Below are 16,327 nucleotides of genomic sequence, written 5' to 3'. Positions count from 1 at the left end.
ATAACTAAACTGAGAGGAATTAACTAATGGTCATCAAACGGCTCAAACCGATTTGGGCTGCTTTGGCTGTTTTGTTTGCACTGCTTGCATTCGGAACAAAAGCTGACGCAGCAAAACCCAACTACGTGATTTCAACGGATGCAACGTATGCTCCGTTCGACTTTCAAGATAAGAATAATCAGTACGTTGGAATCGATATGGACATCTTGAAGGAAGTGGCCAAGCGAAATAATTTCGATTATACGTTGAAGCCAATGTCCTTCAACGCTGCCGCTCAGATGGTAGCGAATGGTCAAGCTGACGGTATCATCGCCGGAATGATGATTAATGACTCTCGTAAGGAAGTTTACGACGTTTCAAATCCTTACTATCAATCCGGGGTTGCCTGGATTACAAAACCTAACTCTTCTATCAAGTCACTCGACGACTTGAAGGGGAAGACGGTTGCCTTGAAAACTGGAACTGCCGCTGCGGCCTACGGGGCTTCCCTGAAGGATCAATACGGATTCAAGATTAAATACTTTAACGACACGGACACGATGTACAACGACGTCGTGAACGGCAACACTGCCGCCACTTTCGAAGACTACCCAGTTATTCAATACGCCATTAAAAACGGTGTGAAATTGCAGGTTCGAAACGCCGACAACCTAGGTCGCGCCGGTGGCGTTGGTTTCTTCGTTAAGAAGGGCCAAAACGCTCAGTTGTTGGAGCAATTCAACACGACATTGGATGAGATGAAGAAAGATGGTTCTTACGACAAGATCATCAACAAGTACTTGAACTCAAGTCAAAAGACCTTTGTTGGAAACGCTTCTGACAACAAGACGACCTTTGGTATCTTGAAGTCCAACTCAAAAGCCTTCATGTCAGGGTTGTGGCAAACGACTGAATTGACGGTTGCCGGAATCGTCTTGGCCTCACTCTTCGGATTGATTTTGGGTGTGATGGGAATTTCCCAATCCAAGTTGATTCGTGGAATTTCCACGACCATCATTTACATCTTCCGTGGATTGCCATTAATGGTGTTGGCCTTCTTCATCTACATCGGATTGCCTGGTGTTCTTGGAATGAAGATTCCAGCCTTCACTGCTGGTATCTTGACATTGATTCTGAACGAAGGGGCCTACACGGGTGCCTTTGTCCGCGGTGGATTCGAAGCCGTTGATCCTGGCCAGATGGAAGCGGCCCGTTCCCTTGGTTTGACTCACCGTCAAGCAACTTGGAAAGTCATCGTCCCTCAGGGATTGAAGATTACGGTGCCATCCTTTGTTAACCAGTTCATCATCACGCTGAAGGATACGTCAATCTTGTCAGCAATCGGTATCTTGGAACTGACACAAACGGGTACGTTGATTGTTGCGCGAAACTCACAAGGTTTCCGCGTATGGGCAATCATCGCTGTGATTTACTTGATCGTCATCACGCTCTTGTCATGGTTCTCAAACTGGTTGAAGAAAAAGATTTCTTAATCGATACAAATAAAAAGACAAGCACTTTCGCAAAAAAATGCGAAAGTGCTTTTTGTTTTTAATGACTCTAATCAGGATGAAAAAATATCGAATTTTTTAAAAAAAACAAGCTGAATTAAGAAATGCCTAAGAATAGGCATTCGTTGCGTTCCATTTTTAATGGAACGTATTTTTTTCTAAAGTACACCAAATGAATTTTAAAAATTAGGACAAATATTTCAATATTGTTACTATTATAATTCAAAAATGGTGTTATCATGTAGCAGTAACGTAATTATCAAAAATACACGAGGTGCTTATGTACCACAATTTAAACAGCCATAAAGTTGGCGAACGCAAGATGATGAAAAAAGTGAAGAAGCAATGGGTTGTTGCTTCTGTCTCTTTGTTCGCCTTCATGGGGGCTGGTGCCGTGTCATCTGTTCACGTTTCGGCCGATGATACAACCAACCAAAAGCACACTCAAGACAACAAGTCTGAAGAATCTGACAGCGGTAGTGCCAGCATTGCTGCCGCCTCTGGCAACGGTGATGGGGATAAGTCAAAGCAAACGACTGAAACAGTAAACCAGAACCAAACTTCAGCAACACAGTCTACTGAACAGGCTCAGACTGCCCAAACGCAGGCAGCACAAAACACTGCAGCCCAAGATCAAAAGACTGAATCCCAAAACCAAGGGGACCAGTCTGTCCAAACGCAGACAGAACAAATCACTGCAGCTCAAAATCAAACTTCTGAATCAGAAAACTCAGGGGATAAGTCTGCCCAAAACGAAGGTCTTTCTTTGCGTGATGGGGATGATTCTCAATCAACGACTGAAATGACTGCTGCCGAAAAGCAGGCTTTGATCGACGAAGTGACTGCTGACTTCATGTCTGGTAAGGAATTGACCAGCGACATGAGCGACAACTACAAGGCTTATTGGAACGTTTTGGCTAACTTCAAGGCCGAATACGACGCCAAGGTTGCTGGCTATGGAACGAGCAAGGAAGACTACACTGCTTTCAAGGCTTCTGATCCAACAAACGTTGAGCAATCAAAGAAGGAAGTCGACGCTTACGAACAAGCACTGAAGGATAAGCTGAACTCAACGACGAACGTTTCGGTTCACAAGCCTGCTGGTAAGGGGGCTTTGAATTCTAGTGACTTGAATAAGTCGACGAATCAAACGGACGAAAACAAAGGAATCTTTGACGCCTACATGGCAAAGCAGGGTGCTGCAGATGCCGAAAGTGGTCGTTTTAACGGTTACAACACGGCTGGTTCAAACGCTATTTTGAAACTTTCGGACGATGTCAACGATTCTTACTCACAGGCCTACAAGGGTGCACAGGCAGCCATGGCCCTCAGTTTAAGAATGACAAGACTTTGAACAGTTCAATGAACCTTTTGAGCGGTTCACAATACTCTGACGCTTATTTGGCTGGATACAACGATGTTGTCAACCAGTTTAAGCAGGGAACGGTCTTTGTTTCGAATGAAGCTCAGTTTACTACTGCCGTTGACGGAAATGGTAAGGCAAACATTAGGGGCGGTGGTACTGTTCCGTCAAGTGTTAAAAACGTGAAGTTGACAACTGACATTGATTTCACCGGGTTTAATACAGGTGGTAACACTTATACTAGCGTTTCGGGTCTTGATCAGCTGACAATTGATGGTCAAGATCACATGATTGACTTCCACGGTGGACAATTGAAGTTCAGTCCAAAGTCAACGAAGTCTAACTTGATTGTTCAGAACTTCCAAACGATTGGTGGATCTGATTACTACGGTCCGTTTGCTTTGTCTAGCCAAGCCACGTTGACATACTCCAACATGAACTACGTTGGTCCACAACTTCTTTCTTCAACCAACACCAGTATTGCCTTCGCAGGTAACGTCAACGTACTTAGTCTCGCAAATTACTCAACTCCGTTTTCCTCAAACGCTAAAACTGACGGTGGAAATCAGGAAAACATGGAGATCAAGGATCTCACCATGCTGGCTGGAAGTAATTACTTTGGTTCGACTACCCAGAATTCGACAGGTGCTACCCCAATTTATATGGAAGGTAACTTGCTCATGGGAACGGGTTCTTCGATGACTTTGATTCCTCGTGGAAACGGTGGTTCTAGTTATGCTGATGGATCAAACTGGGGTATTTACGTTAAGAGTGGAAACCTGAAGTTGCAGCCAGATGCGCAACTGAACATTATCCCCGAAAAGTCTACTTCTGCTAAGAATGCCAATGGAATTTATGCCAACGGTAACGTTGAAGTTAACGGTGGACAAATTAACATCCTGGCTGATGGTTCAAGTTCGGACTATAACAAACAGTTCGTTTCGAAGGCCAACGTTAAGATTTTCAACGGTGGTTCTTTGAACGTGATTGCCCGTAACTTGGGAAACGATTATGCTTCGGGTCTGATTACGAACACTGGAAACTTCAGTGTGCTTGATCAAGGTACAGTTCGGATTTCGGCTGATGGTAGTGGAGCCTCGACTCTGTTAAGCGGAAAGATGAACATCGTTAACCCTGGTGAAGACGGAGTTGTCTTTGACTTGTCAAAGAACACTAACAAGAATAGTACCTTAGCAGACGGTACCATCGTTGCTTCTTCTGTTCGTGCCTCTGATACAGAGGGTGGAAACTTTACCGATTACGGTTACACGCTTACTTGGGCTAGCAACAAGTGGGTATTGATCGATAAAAACATGAAGAAGCAGAACAACGATAGCGTTCAGAACTTCATGGAAATCGCCGCTGCTGCTGCCACGAAGTTTACTTCACCAATTAGCATTACGACTGATGCTCAGGGACAAAAGCACGCCACTGGTTCACTGGTTGTTAAGAACTACAAGCCTGGAACTGGTGACAAGGTTTACTTGCAGTTGGCTACCGGAAGCGGTACTAATTTTGACGGAATGACCTTAGCTGATGGAACGATTTCTAGCGATAGTTCCGTCGATGACAGCAAGTACTACGCCGTTGTTGATATTCCGGCTAACTACCATGGTCAAGCATTGCGTTACGACCTAGTGTTGCCTGCTAAGTACAAGAACGAAAACGTTGGTATTCGTGCTGTCTACTCAGTTTCAAGTACGAACATCACAAAGGACGTGAAGAACAACGTCGATACGACGAACATTCAAGCGATTAAGGCTGATCCTGATACGTCAAAAAAGATTGACCTGAAGGGTGATTCTTACCAAATCGATACCATTGATACCAGCATGGTTGAAAAGGCCAAGAAGGATGCATCAAACGATATCGATCAGGGTGCTGATGTCAATAAGAACCAAGATCTTTATGATAACAACCCTAGTTATCACGATGCTTACGATTCATACAAGGCTGGTTACCACGATGCTGAAAAGGATGGGGGACAAACACCTGATCCAGAAGTTCCTGCTGGAACTGGAAACGCTGATGCCTACGCGAATGGTTATGACGATGGTTATAACAAGTTCGTAGCGGAAGCTATTAAGAAGGCGAAGAAAGAAGCTCACGATGCCATCAAGGAAGCGTTGAAGCAGACTGATGCTAATATTGCTGGTGACTCTTCATTGTCTGATGACAAGCAAAAGCCTCAACAAACGGCTAAGGCTGGTGATCAGGCTAACCGTGCTGACGTTGCTATTGATAACGCCCAAACGTTGGACGATATTAAGAAGGCTCTTTCTGCTGGTGTTGACAACATCAAGGCGGAGTACAAGTCACATGCTGCAATTGACAAGGCGTTGGCTGACACGAAGGCAGCCATTGAAGCAGATAACTCATTGTCAGGTGATGACAAGAAGACTCAGGTTGCAAACGCTGAAGCAGATGCTAAGACTGCCAATGATAACTTGGACAATGCGGCTGACAAGGCTGCTTTTGACGCTGCTCAAACAGCTGGTGTGCAAGCAATTGAAGCTGAACACAAGCCAGGAAACTTAGCTGGCGATCAGGCCGCTGCAAAGGCCGCCATCGAAAAGGCTAAGACTGAAACCAAGGATGGCTTGAACAAGGCCCAAACTGATGGTGTTGCGGGCGTTGAAAAGTCCCACGTTAAGGGTGACTTAGCTGGCGATCAGGCCGCTGCGAAGGCCGCCATCGAAAAGGCTAAGACTGAAACCAAGGATGGCATCAAGAACGATCCATCATTGGATGAAGATGCTCGAAACAAGCAAAACGCAGCAGCCGATAAGGCCGCTGAAGATGCTGAAAAGGCTATCGATAACATCACGAACAAGGATGCCATCAAGAACGATCCATCATTGGATGAAGATGCTCGAAACAAGCAAAACGCAGCAGCCGATAAGGCCGCTGAAGATGCTGAAAAGGCTATCGATAACACCACGAACAAGGATGGCATCAAGAACGATCCATCATTGGATGAAGATGCTCGAAACAAGCAAAACGCAGCAGCCGATAAGGCCGCTGAAGATGCTGAAAAGGCTATCGATAACATCACGAACAAGGATGCCATCAAGAACGATCCATCATTGGATGAAGATGCTCGAAACAAGCAAAACGCAGCAGCCGATAAGGCCGCTGAAGATGCTGAAAAGGCTATCGATAACACCACGAACAAGGATGACTTGAACAAGGCTCAGACTGATGGTGTGACTGATGTGCAAAATGCTCACCAACCTGGTGACTTGGCTGGTGGAAAGACTGCCGCTAAGGCAGCCATTGAAAAGGCTAAGGAACAAACAAAGAACGACATCAACAATGACCCAACCTTGGATCAAGATGCTCGTGACAAGCAAAATGCAGCCGCTGACAAGGCAGCTACGGATGCTGAAAAGGCAGTCGATGACGCTACGAACAAGACGGACTTGGACAAAGCTCAGAAGAGCGGAGTTGCTGACGTTGACAATGCCCACGTTAAGGGTGACTTAGCTGGCGATCAGGCCGCTGCAAAGGCCGCCATCGAAAAGGCTAAGACTGAAACCAAGGATGGCATCAAGAACGATTCATCATTGGATGAAGATGCTCGAAACAAGCAAAACGCAGCAGCCGATAAGGCCGCTGAAGATGCTGAAAAGGCTATCGATAACACCACGAACAAGGATGGCTTGAACAAAGCCCAAGCTGATGGTGTAGCAGATGTTGAAAAGTCCCACGTTAAGGGTGACTTAGCTGGCGATCAGGCCGCTGCAAAGGCCGCCATCGAAAAGGCTAAGACTGAAACCAAGGATGGCATCAAGAACGATCCATCATTGGATGAAGATGCTCGAAACAAGCAAAACGCAGCAGCCGATCAGGCCGCTGAAGATGCTGAAAAGGCTATCGATAACATCACGAACAAGGATGACTTGAACAAGGCCCAAACTGATGGTGTTGCGGGCGTTGAAAAGTCCCACGTTAAGGGTGACTTAGCTGGCGATCAGGCCGCTGCGAAGGCCGCCATCGAAAAGGCTAAGACTGAAACGAAGGCAAAGATTGATGCTGACCCAACGTTGTCAACGGATGACAAGCAGAAGCAAGACGCAGCAGCTAACAAGGCAGCTGAAGATGCCGAAAAGGCTATCGATAACACCACGAACAAGGATGACTTGAACAAGGCTCAAACTGATGGTGTTGCGGATGTTGAAAAGTCACACGTTAAGGGTGACTTGGCCGGAGATCAGGCAACCGCTAAGGCAGCCATCGAAAAGGCTAAGACTGAAACGAAGGCAAAGATTGACGCTGACGAAACGTTGACGCCAACGCAGAAGTCTGAACAAGACGCCAAGGTTGATACGGATGCACAGGCTGCAGATGCCAACATTGATAACGCTACGAACAAGGATGACTTGAACAAGGCAACAAACAATGGAGTCTCAGCTATCCACGCCGATCACCAGTCAGTTGATTTGAGTGGTAAGAAGAATACCGCCCATGAAGCCGTTCAAAAGGCTTTGGATGAAACGAAGAAGGCTATCGATGCTGATGAATCGTTGACGCCAGACCAAAAGAAGGATCAAAAGGCCGCCGCTGAAAAGGCTGCTGAAACAGCAAACACAAACATTGATAACACCAAGAACCAAGATGACTTTAACAAGGCACAAGGTGAGGGAATCAAGAATGTCGAAAACGCCCACAAGACCATCGATATGACTGGTAAGAAGAATACCGCTCATGGCGTAATTGACAAGGCGTTGGAAGACACGACAAACCTCATTAATGGTGATGAATCATTGACGCCAACTGAAAAGAAGGCGGAAGTGGATGCCGCTAAGGACGCAGCTGATAAGGCAAACGCCGCTATCGACAATTCCAAGAACCAAGATGACTTGGACAAGGCTCAGACTGCCGGTGTGAAGGACGTGAATAACACGCACAAGTCCGTCAACTTGGACGATGATAAGGACAAGGCTTACGTGGCTATCCAAAAGGCTTTGGATGAAACGAAGAAGGCAATTGAAAATGATGATTCATTGACGCCAACTGAAAAGTCAGGTCAGATTAGTGAAGCCGAAGGTGAAGCAACAAAGGCTAACAAGGCTATCAAGGATGCCAAGAACCACGATGAGTTGAACACTGCTCAAACCGATGGAGTCAAGGACGTTGAAAACACACACAAGACTGTTGACTTGAGTGGTAAGAAGAAGACGGCTCACGGAGTCATTGCCAAGGTATTGGAAGAAACGAAGAAGGCAATTGAAGCCGATGAATCATTGACGCCAACTCAAAAGTCCGATGAGACCGCTGCTGCTGAAAAGGCTGCAACGAATGATGATGATGCAATTGAAGCAGCTAAAAACCACGATCAGTTGGATGCCGCTCAGTCAAACGGTGCAAAGAACATTGAAGCCGAGCACAAGTCAATTGATTTGACTGGCGATAAGGCAGCTGCAAAGCAAGCCCTCAAGGACGCTTTGGATGAAACCAACAAGGCCATCGTAAACGATGAAACCTTGACGCCAACTCAGCGTGACAAGCAGAAGGAAAACGCCCAAACCGAATACGACAACGCTATCAAGGCTGTTGATAACGCTAAGAACCAAGACGACTTGTCAACGGTTAAGACGGCTGGTGTTACAGATATCAAGAAGCAACATCAGTCAGTTGACTTGTCTGGTGACAAGCAATCGGCTCACGATGATGTGAAGAAGGCCCTTGATGAAGCTAAGAAGGCGATCGAAGATGATGAATCATTGACACCTGATCAAAAGAAGGCTGAAACTGCTGAAGCTGAAAAGGCAGCAGCAAAGGCCAACACGGATATCGACAATTCCAAGAACCAAGATGACCTGAACAAGGCTCAAAGTGAAGGAACGAAGGCAACTGCCGACACGCACAAGTCAGTCGACTTGAGTGGTGACAAGCAGTCAGCACACGATGACGTGAAGAAGGCTCTTGATGAAGCTAAAAAGGCGATCGAAGATGATGAATCATTGACACCTGACCAAAAGAAGGCCGAAAAGGAAGCCGCTGATAAGGCAGCTGACAAGGCTAACAAGGACATCGACGATTCAAAGAACCAAGACGACTTGAACAAGGCACAAAGTGAAGGTACGAAGGCAACTGCCGACACGCACCAATCAGTTGACTTGTCTGGGGACAAGAAGGCTGCTCACGATGCTGTGAAGGATGCTTTGGATAAGGCGAAGACGGACATCGATAACGACGAATCTTTGACGCCAGACCAAAAGAAGGCCGAAAAGGAAGCTGCTGATAAGGCAGCTGACAAGGCTAACAAGGACATCGACGATTCAAAGAACCAAGATGACTTGAACAAGGCCCAAAGCGAAGGTGCGAAGGCAACTTCTGATACTCACCAGTCAATTGACTTGTCTGGCGACAAGCAAGCCGCTCACGATGATGTTAAGAAGGCCTTGGATAAGGCCAAGAAGGCTATCGAAGCTGATGAATCATTGACGCCAAAGCAGAAGGCAGATCAAACTGCAGCCGCTGAAAAGGCAGCCGATAAGGCAAACGCTGATATCGATAACTCGAAGAACCAAGACGACTTGAAGAAGTCTGAATCTGAAGGTGTAAAGACTGCCGAAAACACGCACAAGGCTGTTGACTTGACCACTGATAAGCAAGGTGCTTATGACGCTGTTAAGAAGGCGTTGGCTGATACGAAGAAGGCAATTGCTGCTGACGAATCGTTGACGCCAAAGCAGAAGGAAGCCCAGACAGCAGATGCTGAAAAGGCTGCTGAAAAGGCAAACGCCGACATCACTGCTGCTAAGAACCAAGATGACTTGGACAAGGCGCAAACTGAAGGTGTCAAGGCCATCGAAGATGCTCATCAACCAGCTGACTTGTCTGGAGACAAGAAGGCTGCTCATGAAGCTATCCAAGATGCTTTGAACCGTGTGAAGGCTGAAATTGATGCGGACACGACTTTGACAGATGCTGAAAAGGCAGATCAAAAAGCCGCCGCTGAATTGGCTGCTGAACAAGCAATCAAGATGGTTGATGCTGCGAAGAACGCTGATGATTTGAAGTTGGCAATCGCAAGCGGTATCAAGTCAATTGAAGACGCACACAAGTTACACAATGGTGTTGCGGTAACTGAAACGGCAACTGCTGTTGATGGAAAGCGCAAGAACATTGAACTTCCTGCAACTGGAAAAGAAGATGTACAAAGCCCATGGGCTGCTGCATTGTTGGCACTTTCTGCCGCTGGACTTATGTTGTTTGGACGTAACAAGAAAAACGATGAAAAGTAATCGTTTTAATTCGAGACGTTGACCCCAAGCTGTTGGAGAAGACGTAACGAAACTTCGCTTTGTTAAATAGCGAAAAAGGAACACCCCTACGGATTTTGTAGGGGTGTTTTTTTGCGCGTTTTTTAATGATTCTAAGAGTTTGTAATGTACTGAAACATTTTTGTTTTGGTCTGAAAGACTGATGTAACGGCGTATTCATTGAACTTTGTTATGTTGGATAGGTATGGTTACAACCTATGTCCAAAGTGGGCTGTTTCCTTTATTTAACGAAAGAAGGAATAAACAGATGTATCAAGATCATCAAAAAGTCGGCGAACGCAAGAAACTTAAGAAAGTGAAGAAGCAATGGGTCGTTGCTTCGACCGCTTTGTTCGCCTTTGTAGGGGCTGCGGCATTGACGACAACGACGGTGTCAGCCGACGAAGTAAACAACAACACTGAAGTTGTTTCAACTCAAAATACTGACAAAACGAAAAGCACTGATCAAACGCAAACGACAGATACACAGACCGAAACAGAAGGTTTGGAATTGCGTGGGGCACTTGAAGAAAACAGCAATCCAGCAGGCGATAGGGATCAAAACAACGGTAATAACAACCAAGTCAGTCCCGAAGAAGCTAAGCAAAAATTGATTGACGAAGTGGTCGATGACTTCTTGTCAGGACGTCCTCTGAAGTCAAACCCTTCAGATGACTACTTGAAGTACTGGAACATCTTGAAAGATTTCAGTGCGGAATACAACGCTAAGATCAACGGTTACGGAACGTCAACGGAAGACTATACGTCATTTAAGGCAACGGATAAGAACAACGTCGCACAGTCCAAGCAAGAAGCTGATGACTATGAAGCAAAGCTTAAGGCTAAGTTCATCAATGACAAGAACGTTTCTGTTCACGGAACGGACAAGGATGCGTTGAACGCACAAGATTTCAACAACTCTTCTAAGAAGAGTGAAGATGCTGATTTCTTCAATTCCTACATCATCAAACAAGGGATTGCTGATGCTGAATCTGGTCGTTTTAACGGTCACAACACGGCTGATAAGGCAATTGTTAACATCTCCAACGACAAGAACGACGCCTACTCACAAGCCTACTTGGGTGCACAAGCGGCCATGGCAGCGCAGTGGAACAACGACAAGGATTTGAAGAACCCAGGAACGTTGCAGTTGTTAAGCGATGATAAGTACACAGCCGCTTATTTAGCTGGATACAACGACGTTGTAAAGCGCTTTAACGATGGTACGGTCTTTGTTGCCAATGCGGACCAATTTAACACGGCCTTTACAGGAGACGGACACACCATCCCAACTGGTGGTCAGATTCAAAAGAATCGAACAGCCATTAACTTGACTAACGACATTGACTTTGGAAATAGGGCTAATGGAACACCTCGTGTAAGTGTTACTGGATCACTTGATCGGCTGACAATTGATGGGCAGAACCACATGATGGACCTCCACGGTGTTAGTTATACGATTGGGTCTGGTAGCTCCCAGAATTTGATGATTAAAAACTTCCAGTTGTTGGCAGGTACGAACTACTATGGACCGTTCTGTCTTCAAGGTGGTAATGCATACTACTCAAATGTCAATTACACAGGTTCTCAGTTGCTTTCATCAGCTGGTACGAACGTTGATTTCTCCGGAAACATCAACGTGTTTAGTATTGGAAAATACACAACGCCGTTCTCAAACAACGTCGCAACTCAAGGATCGAATGGAAATCAGGAAAACCTGGAAATTTCGAACTTGACGGTTCAACCGGGAACTTCTTATTTTGGAACAACTGAGTCAAATGGTGTCGGAAACACTGTTATCAAGATGAAGAGCGGTGGAAATTTCCTAATGGGAGATAGTTCTGTCGTGACGCTGGTTCCTCGTGGAAATGGTGGGCAAGATGTGATGGGAAGCTCGAGCTGGGGAGTTGCTAACGCCGGCGGTACGTTAAAGCTTCAAAACAACGCTTCTTTGACGATTGTGCCGGAAGCTTCTACTGCTCATTCCTATGAAACAGCTAACGGTATTTACCTGTCTGGCGGAACGGTCGAGGTCAATGGTGGTGAAATCAACGTCTTGGTTGACGGCCCAAGTGCAGCTAGCAATACATTGGTATATGCAGCTGGTGGTTCAAAGATCTATGTTAAGAATGGTGGACGATTAAACATCATCGTTAAAAACCTTGGGAATCGGGCTGCTACGAATGGAATCCTACGTAACGATGGTGGTAAAATCAACATCCTAGACCAAGGAACGGTTAACCTTTCCGCTGATGGGTCAGGAAACGTTGTTCTGCTAAACGGTCAAATGGCTATCGTTAACCCTGGTAAGGAAGGTGTTGTCTTTGATTTGAAAGACAACACTAACAACTCTAGTAAGCTAGCCTCTAACCAAATTTCTGGTTCTTCTGTCCGCGCAACGGACGATCCAAGCCACGACTTTTCTGAGTACGCCTACACGATTCGTTGGCAAAACGGCAAGTGGACTTTGATCGATAAGAACAAGAAGAAGACCGACAAATCAGACGTTAACCAGTATTTGAAGATTGCTGATTCAGCAACGACTAAGTTCACTTCACCACTTAACCTCGATAAGGATAAGAAGAAGGTTTCTGGATACTTGTCTGTCCAGAACTACACTCCTGAAGCAGGGGATACAGTTTACATTCAATTATCAACTGGATCAGATACTGACATTAACAAGATGACTGCGGTTGACGGTTCTGTAAAGAGCAACAACCCTAACGATGACACGAAGTACATGGTAGCCGTTAAGATTCCTGCAGGATACAAGGGTCAAGCGCTGCGCTTCGAAATGGATTTGCCAGAAAACTATAAGAGCGAAAACATTGGAGTTCGTGCAAACTATTCTGTTTCTACTTCAGTAATCGTCAAGGACGTTACTAAGGACAAGGATACGACGAAGGCCCAAGCCATTAACGCTGATGGCGACAAACTTGACTTCAAGGGTGACAGCTTCGACATCAACACAATTGATAACGCTAACGTTAAAAAGGCCAAGGAGGACGCCCAAAAAGACCTTGAAACGAACACTGATGATAACCGGGAAAAGGATCTCTACGTTAACGATGAAAACTATAAGGCATCGTATGATTCTTATAAAGAAGGTTACAAGGCTGCTAAGAATGGTGGCGCAAAGACCAACACGCCAGAAGTGCCAGCAAACTCAGGAAACGCGCAATCATTTACGGATGGTTATAAGAAGATTGCTGGTGTCGACATCGACAGTGCAAAGAAGACAGCTCGAGATGCTATCGACAAGGCCCTGAAGGAAACCGAAGACGCCATCAACAATGACAATGCTTTGCCACAGGCTGACAAGGATGCTCAGAAGAAGGCCGCTCAACAAAAGGCTGACAAGGCCAAGGAAAACATCAACAAGGTTGATACGGTTGATGACATCAACAAGGCCCAAAAGAAGGGTGAAGAAGACGTTAAGGCTTCTCACGTTCCTTACAGTCTTGACTTGGATGGTCAAAAGAATGCTGCAAAGGATGCCGTTAAGAAAGCTTTGGATGCAACGAACAAGTTGATTGATGATGATCCAACGCTTACGCCAGATCAGAAGAACGATCAAAAGAAGGCTGCGAAGGATGCAGCGGACGATGCCAACAAAGCCATCGACGATGCCAACAAAGCCATCGACGATGCCAAGGATTCCGATGCCGTAACGGCCGCTCAAAAGGATTCTGTACCAAAGATTTTTGACGCCCACAAGGCAGATAAGAACGGAATTCCGGCTCACCAAAGCGCGGCTAAGGCTGCTTTGAAGGAAGCGTTGAAGAACACAAAGGCAGCGATTGATGCGGATCCGACGTTGACTGATGACGCCAAGAAGCAGCAAAAAGAAGATGCTGAAAAGGCGGAAACTGCTGCTGAAAAGAATGTGGATTCAAAAGATAATGTTACTGATATCTTGAAGGCGCAAACTGATGGCGTGAAGGACATCGATTCCAAGCACGTGGTGAACACGACGCCTGTTCCAGCGCAAAAGTCAGCTGCAAAGGCCGCCATCGACGAAGCGTTGAAGAACACGGAAGCGGCCATCGATAACGATCCAACGTTGACGCCTGATCAAAAGGACGAGCAAAAGAAAAACGCTCGTGCGGCTGCTAAGAATGCCAAGGATGAAATTGACAAGATTTCTGACACTGACCCTGATGCTGCTCAAAAGATTGTGAACAAGCAAAACGACGGTGCTAAGGACATTCATGACCAGCACAAGTCTGCTGATCTTGGAGCTCAGAAGTCATCAGCAAAGGCGGCTGCAAAGAAGGCGCTGGAAGACACCAACGCCGCCATCGATGCAGACCCAACGTTGACGCCGGACGAAAAAGATGACCAAAAGAAAAACGCTGCGGCAAAGGAAGACGAAGTCGAAAAGAAAATTGACGCCGCTGATACTGCCGACGATGTGTTAGATGCTCAGAACAAGGGTGTGCCTGATATTTATAAGGAACACCAGGAGCACAATCCAAACTTGCCAGGTCAAAAGACCGCAGCCAAGGCCGCTGTTCAACAGGCCTTGGACGACACCAAGAATGCGATTAACAATGATGGATCCCTCAGTGATGATGCGAAGGCGGAACAAATTTCAAAGGCCGAAGCAGCGGCAGAAAACGCCTTTGATGCCATTGATGAGGCTGAAGATGCCAAGAGCGTGATTGATAACCAGCAACGTGGTGTTGACAATGTCAAGAAGGCCCACACGATGGGTGCAAGTATTGATGATCAAAAGGACGCCGCCAAGAAGGCCCTCGACGAAGCCTTTGACAAGACAAAGGCCGCAATCGAAGCTGACCCAAGTTTGACGGATGCTGAAAAGCAGGATCAAATTCGAAAGGCTGGAGAAGAACGCGATAAGGCCAAGGAAAAAATTGGTAATGTGAATGCTGCTGATTCGAACGCTGCTGACCAAATCCGCGATGCACAACAGTCCGGAGTGAATGACGTGTTGAACCAACATCAACAGGCCAAGACTGATGTTCAAGGTCAAAAGAACGCGGCGAAAGCAGCCATTGACGATGCGCGGAAGCAAACCAAGGCGGCCATTGATGCTGATTCAAACCTGACGCAATCTGAAAAGGACGCGCAAACGGGTGAGGCTGATCGGGAAGCTAATGATGCCATCCAAGCAATTGATCAAGTCGGCGATGGAGAAGAAAACGCCGCCGAAACGATTAAAAACAAGCAAAAAGCAGCCGTTCCAGCTGTCTACGGTAAGCACGTGACGAGTGACTTGGATGCTCAAAAGCAGGCTGCACGTGCTGCTGTCGAAGATGCTCGTGCAAAGGCCAACGCGGCCATTGATGCTGACCCAACGTTAGACACAACGGCGAAGACAAGTCAAAAGAATGCCGTGGATGATGAGGCTAAAAAGGCTATCGACAACATTGACCATCATTCAGAATCAGCTGACGAATTGGCTAACCACCAAAAGGAAGATATTCCGGCTATTCACGTTAAGCACGAAGTGAACAAGGATGACGTCCCAGCTCAAAAGTTGGCTGCGCACGCTGCAGTAAAGGATGCTTTGGATAAGACGAAGGCTGCTATTGATGGTGACCCTACGTTGACCACTGAAGAAAAGAATAAGCAAAAGCAAGACGCTGCTGATGCTGCTAAGCAGGCTGACGACGACATCGAGAAGGCAACTAACGCCCAAGGTATTGAAGATGCTGAAAAGAAGGATTTGCCTGAAATCTTTGGCGCCCACCAGCATGCCAAGGATCCGCTTCCAGCACAACGTGTTGCTGGTAACGGTTCAATCGACGAAGCCTTGGATAAGATGAAGGCTGAAATCGATGCGGACTCGACTTTGGACGACGATGAAAAGGCTGAACAAAAGCACGATGCTGAAGAAGCTGCTCGTCGCGCAAAGGACAACATTGAAGCAGCAACAGATGCCGACGGCATCATCATGGCTCAAAAGATTGGGGTTGCTGCCATCAGCCACGTTCACCGTGCCCACGTTGAGAAGCCAAAGCCTGCTCAACCAGTTGCTCCTGTCGCACCAGCTGCTCCTGTTGCACCACAAGAAGAAGTAAAGCACGCCCAACCAGAAACCGCCAAGGAAGCTGCTAGCCAAGCGCTTTCAAGCATCTGGATGTTGGCCGTTGCGGCAACTGGATTTGTGCTTTCAAAGGCAAAGAAGGATGCAAAGTAAGAACTTGAATCAAGATTTTTTACTAAAAAATTGCATA

General features: G+C 46.4%; 4 protein-coding genes. All 4 read left to right on the top strand.

Going from position 1 to position 16,327, the window contains the following annotated elements; translation table 11 throughout:
• The first annotated feature begins 26 nt into the window (after positions 1–26).
• The gene (locus NFX39_RS01980) at positions 27–1,472 is read left to right on the top strand and encodes an ABC transporter substrate-binding protein/permease (RefSeq protein WP_252442538.1); all 1,446 of its coding nucleotides are present in this window, start codon (positions 27–29) and stop codon (positions 1,470–1,472) included.
• Between the two features lie 298 nt (positions 1,473–1,770).
• The gene (locus NFX39_RS01975) at positions 1,771–2,844 is read left to right on the top strand and encodes a hypothetical protein (RefSeq protein ID WP_252442536.1); all 1,074 of its coding nucleotides are present in this window, start codon (positions 1,771–1,773) and stop codon (positions 2,842–2,844) included.
• Positions 2,841–10,106, top strand: a complete 7,266-nt coding sequence (locus tag NFX39_RS01970) for a DUF1542 domain-containing protein (protein ID WP_252442534.1) — start codon at positions 2,841–2,843, stop codon at positions 10,104–10,106. Before NFX39_RS01975 ends, NFX39_RS01970 begins: the two co-directional genes overlap by 4 nt.
• A 286-nt stretch (positions 10,107–10,392) precedes the next feature.
• Positions 10,393–16,290: a DUF1542 domain-containing protein gene (locus tag NFX39_RS01965; protein WP_252442532.1), complete on the top strand. Its 5,898-nt coding sequence runs from the start codon at positions 10,393–10,395 to the stop codon at positions 16,288–16,290.
• Positions 16,291–16,327 lie beyond the last annotated feature (37 nt).

Source organism: Fructobacillus apis, assembly GCF_023893635.1.
GTDB lineage: Bacteria > Bacillota > Bacilli > Lactobacillales > Lactobacillaceae > Fructobacillus > Fructobacillus apis.
This window is presented reverse-complemented; position numbering and strand designations above follow the sequence as displayed.